The organism is uncultured Aquincola sp., from assembly GCF_964001545.1.
In the GTDB taxonomy this organism is placed as follows: domain Bacteria; phylum Pseudomonadota; class Gammaproteobacteria; order Burkholderiales; family Burkholderiaceae_C; genus Aquincola.
On the sequence record NZ_CAXFDV010000271.1, the window covers coordinates 1 to 3,361 of the forward strand.

Below are 3,361 nucleotides of genomic sequence, written 5' to 3' on the forward strand. Positions count from 1 at the left end.
CGTTGTATTCGGCGGCCGGCCCCCCCAGCGGCACGAAGCCGGGGTAGGGGTCGTAGGAAGAGCGAGTCCACTCCCACACCTCGTGCAGGCCCTGGGGCACGGCGCTGTCTTCCAGTGCCACGGCGCGCGGGTGGGGGTGCAGCGCCTCGTCGGCCCGGCGCAGCGTTGCGCCGCTGCGGCGCATCGCGGTTTCCCATTCGAATTCGGTCGGCAGCCGGGCACCGGCCCAGGCGGCATAGGCGGCGGCTTCATACAGGCTCAGATGGCACACCGGCTCATCGGGCCGCAGCGGCTGCAGGCCGAACAGGGTGAACAGCTGCGGCGCATCGCCGTCCCAGCCGGTCCAGCCGGAGGGTGCCTGCCAGCCACCGGCCTGCACCGCGGCCCAGCCTTCGGACAGCCACCACTGCGGGTCGCGGTAGCCGCCGGCCTGCACGAAGGCCATGAACTCGCCGCAGCTCACCGGCCGCTGCGCCAGCTCGAAAGGGCGCAGCAGCACGTCGTGGCGGGGCGTCTCGTTGTCGAAAGAAAAGCCGTCGCCTGCGTTGTGGCCCACCTGGGCGATGCCGCCTTCGAAGCGCAGCCAGCGGGCCGGTGCAGCCGGGGCGCGGCTGTCTGCAGCAGCGGCCGGGGCCGGCAGGTAGGCCGGCTGCAGCGGGTTCTGCGACAGCAGGTGCTTGAGGTCGGTGAGGATGAGTTCCTGGTGCTGCTGCTCATGGTGCAGGCCCAGCTCCAGCGCCTGCAGCTGCGCCGGCTGCGCCGGCTGCGCACGCGGCAGGAAGGCCAGCACGGCCTCGTCCACCGCGGCGCGGTAGCGCAGCACCTCGGCCTGGCTGGGCCGCGTCAGCAGCCCGCGCTGCGGCCGCGGGTGCCGCGGGCCCAAGGACTCGTAATACGAATTGAACAGGAACGCGAAGCGCGGGTCATGGGCCTGGTAGGCCGCGTCACCGGCCTGCAGCACCAGCGTTTCGAAGAACCAGGTGGTGTGCGCCAGGTGCCACTTGGTGGGGCTGGCGTCGGGCATGGACTGCACGCACTGGTCTTCGGCCGAGAGCGGCTCGGCCAGCGCCAGCGAGTGGCGGCGCACCGCGGCATAGCGGCGCGCCAACTCAGCGGCGCTGGGCGTCGCGGGCAGCGAGGAGGTCTCGGGCGAATCGGCAGGCAACGGCTATCTCCCGGTGAATGGGTGGGCGCCAGGGCGCCCAGGAACAGGGCACGGGGCAACGCCCGTGCCCGTCAGGGCGGCGCGGCGGCCAGCCAGGGTGTGGTGCCCGGCGTGGGCGGCGAGAACTTGCCGGCATCGTCGCAGGTGCGCAGCCGCGCGGCCAGTGCGTCGATGAACACACGCGTCTTGGCCGGCATCAGCCGCCGGCCGGGAAACACCGCCCAGGCGGTGGTGCTGGGCAGCCGCCAGTCGGGCAGCACCCGCACCAGTGCGCCGCGGCGCACCGCGTCTTCGGCCATGAAGTCGCCCACCGCCACGATGCCCGCGCCCTCGCAGGCCAGGCGCATCAGCAGGTCGGGCAGGTTGGCCACGGTGCGGCGCGGCGGCGTGCCGGTCCAGTGCTGCGCGGTGCCGTCGGCCAGCGTGCGGCTGAGCTGCCAGGGCATGGGGTCGCCCGAGCGGCTGAGGATCATCAGCGCATCCAGCGCGTCCAGCACCTCGGGCGTCTGCGGCTCGCCATGGGCGGCCAGGTAACTGGGCGCGGCATACAGCCCGGTGCTGAAGACGGCCAGCTGCCGCGCCGCCAGCTGGCTGTCGTCGGGCGCCAGCCCCATGCGGATGGCGAGGTCGAAGCTCTCGGCGATCAGGTCCACCCGGCGCGGCGTCAGGTCCAGCTGCAGCGTCACCGCGCGGTGCTTCTGGACGAATTCACCCAGCATCTCGGCCATCACCATGTTGGCGAAGTCGGCCGGCGCCGAGACGCGCAAGGTGCCGCTGGGCATCGCCTGCCGGTGCAGCGCCAGCGCCAGCGTGCCATCCACCTCTTCGGCAATGGCGCGGGCATGGTCCAGCACGCCCTGGCCGAATTCGGTGATCACCAGCTTGCGGGTGGTGCGCTGCAGCAGCCGCTCGCCCAGCCGGCGCTCCAGCGCGGCAATCCGGCGCGACACCGTCGACTTGGGCAGCCGCAGGCGCTCGGCCGCGCGGCTGAAGCTGCCGCCTTCGATCACCCGTGCGAACAGCAGCAGGTCGTCGGCATGCAGGCTGGGCGACAACGCGTCGTCGGCATCCATTGTTGCGCTCATGGAACGATGTTATCCAGAACAGTGGCTAGTGATGTGACAGCTGCGCCAATACATTGACTGCACGGACACACAAACCCCCTTGTCACGGAGCCCCAGCATGAACATCCTGCAAGTCAATTCCAGCGCCCGCCAGAACGGCCACTCCACCAAGCTGGCCGATGAGCTGGTGCAAGGCCTGGCCGCCGCCCACACCGGCGCCACCGTCGTGCGCCGCGACCTCACCACCCAGCCGCACCCGGCGCTGGACGAAGCCGCGCTGGGGGCGCTGTTCACCCCTGCCGACCAGCGCAGCCCCGCGCAGGCCGCCCGCGTGGCCCAGGACGACGCGCTGATCGCCGAGATCCAGGCCGCCGACGTGGTGGTGCTGGGCGTGCCGATGTACAACTTCGGCGTCTCGTCGCAGCTGAAGAACTGGATCGATGCCATCGCGCGCGCCCAGGTCACCTTCCGCTACACCGCCAACGGCCCCGAAGGCCTGTTGAAGAACAAGAAGGTCATCGCGGTGCTGACGCGCGGCGGCTTGTACCGCGACCAGCCGCACGACACCCAGGTGCCCTACCTGCGCAACGTGCTGGGCTTCCTGGGCATCACCGACGTGAGCTTTGTCTACGCCGAAGGCCTGGCCATGGGCCCGGACGCCGAAGCCGCCGCCCTGGCCAGCGCCCGCGAGCAGATCGCCGCGCTCTTGCCCGTGACGGCCTGAGCCCTGTTTCCAACGCCACCGCAAGGAGCCATGACATGACCACCGCCACCGATTTCGACACCGACACCGCCACCGTGGCGCGTCCGCGCACGGTGGAGCGGCTGGTCGCCGGCATGGCCACCAGCGACGGCGCGGGCGTCAAGCTCACCCGGGTGCTCACCCAGCCGCTGCAGCGGCGGCTGGACCCGTACCTGATGCTGGATGCCTTCGGCACCGACAACCCGGACGATTACATCGCCGGCTTTCCCGACCACCCGCACCGCGGTTTCGAGACCATCACCTACATGATCGCCGGCCGCATGCGCCACCGCGACAGTGCCGGCCACGAAGGCCTGCTGGACGATGGCGGCGTGCAGTGGATGACCGCCGGCCGCGGCGTGGTGCACAGCGAACTGCCCGAGCAGGAAA

At 71.2% G+C, this 3,361-nt stretch carries 4 protein-coding genes; 2 read left to right on the forward strand and 2 right to left on the reverse strand.

What is annotated here, in order from left to right:
- Positions 1-1,165: ergothioneine biosynthesis protein EgtB (egtB, locus tag ABNT58_RS09455; protein WP_348753236.1), on the reverse strand; the 1,165-nt coding region annotated here is incomplete at its 3' end.
- 71 nt (positions 1,166-1,236) lie between these two features.
- The gene (locus tag ABNT58_RS09460) at positions 1,237-2,250 is read right to left on the reverse strand and encodes a LysR family transcriptional regulator (RefSeq protein WP_348753237.1); all 1,014 of its coding nucleotides are present in this window, start codon (positions 2,248-2,250) and stop codon (positions 1,237-1,239) included.
- Between the two features lie 97 nt (positions 2,251-2,347).
- Between ABNT58_RS09460 and ABNT58_RS09465 the strand changes: the two genes are divergently transcribed.
- Positions 2,348-2,953 carry an NAD(P)H-dependent oxidoreductase gene (locus ABNT58_RS09465; RefSeq protein WP_348753238.1) on the forward strand — a complete coding sequence of 202 codons (606 nt, stop codon included), beginning with the start codon at positions 2,348-2,350 and terminating at the stop codon, positions 2,951-2,953.
- A gap of 35 nt (positions 2,954-2,988) precedes the next feature.
- Positions 2,989-3,361 (forward strand): pirin family protein (locus ABNT58_RS09470; RefSeq protein ID WP_348753239.1); only part of this gene is annotated, 373 nt, incomplete at its 3' end.

Excerpts from the sequence above, each read along its gene's own strand:
- ABNT58_RS09465 (WP_348753238.1), top strand. The coding sequence starts at position 2,348 with ATGAACATCCTGCAAGTCAATTCCAGCGCCCGCCAGAACGGCCACTCC.
- ABNT58_RS09460 (WP_348753237.1), bottom strand. The coding sequence starts at position 2,250 with ATGAGCGCAACAATGGATGCCGACGACGCGTTGTCGCCCAGCCTGCAT.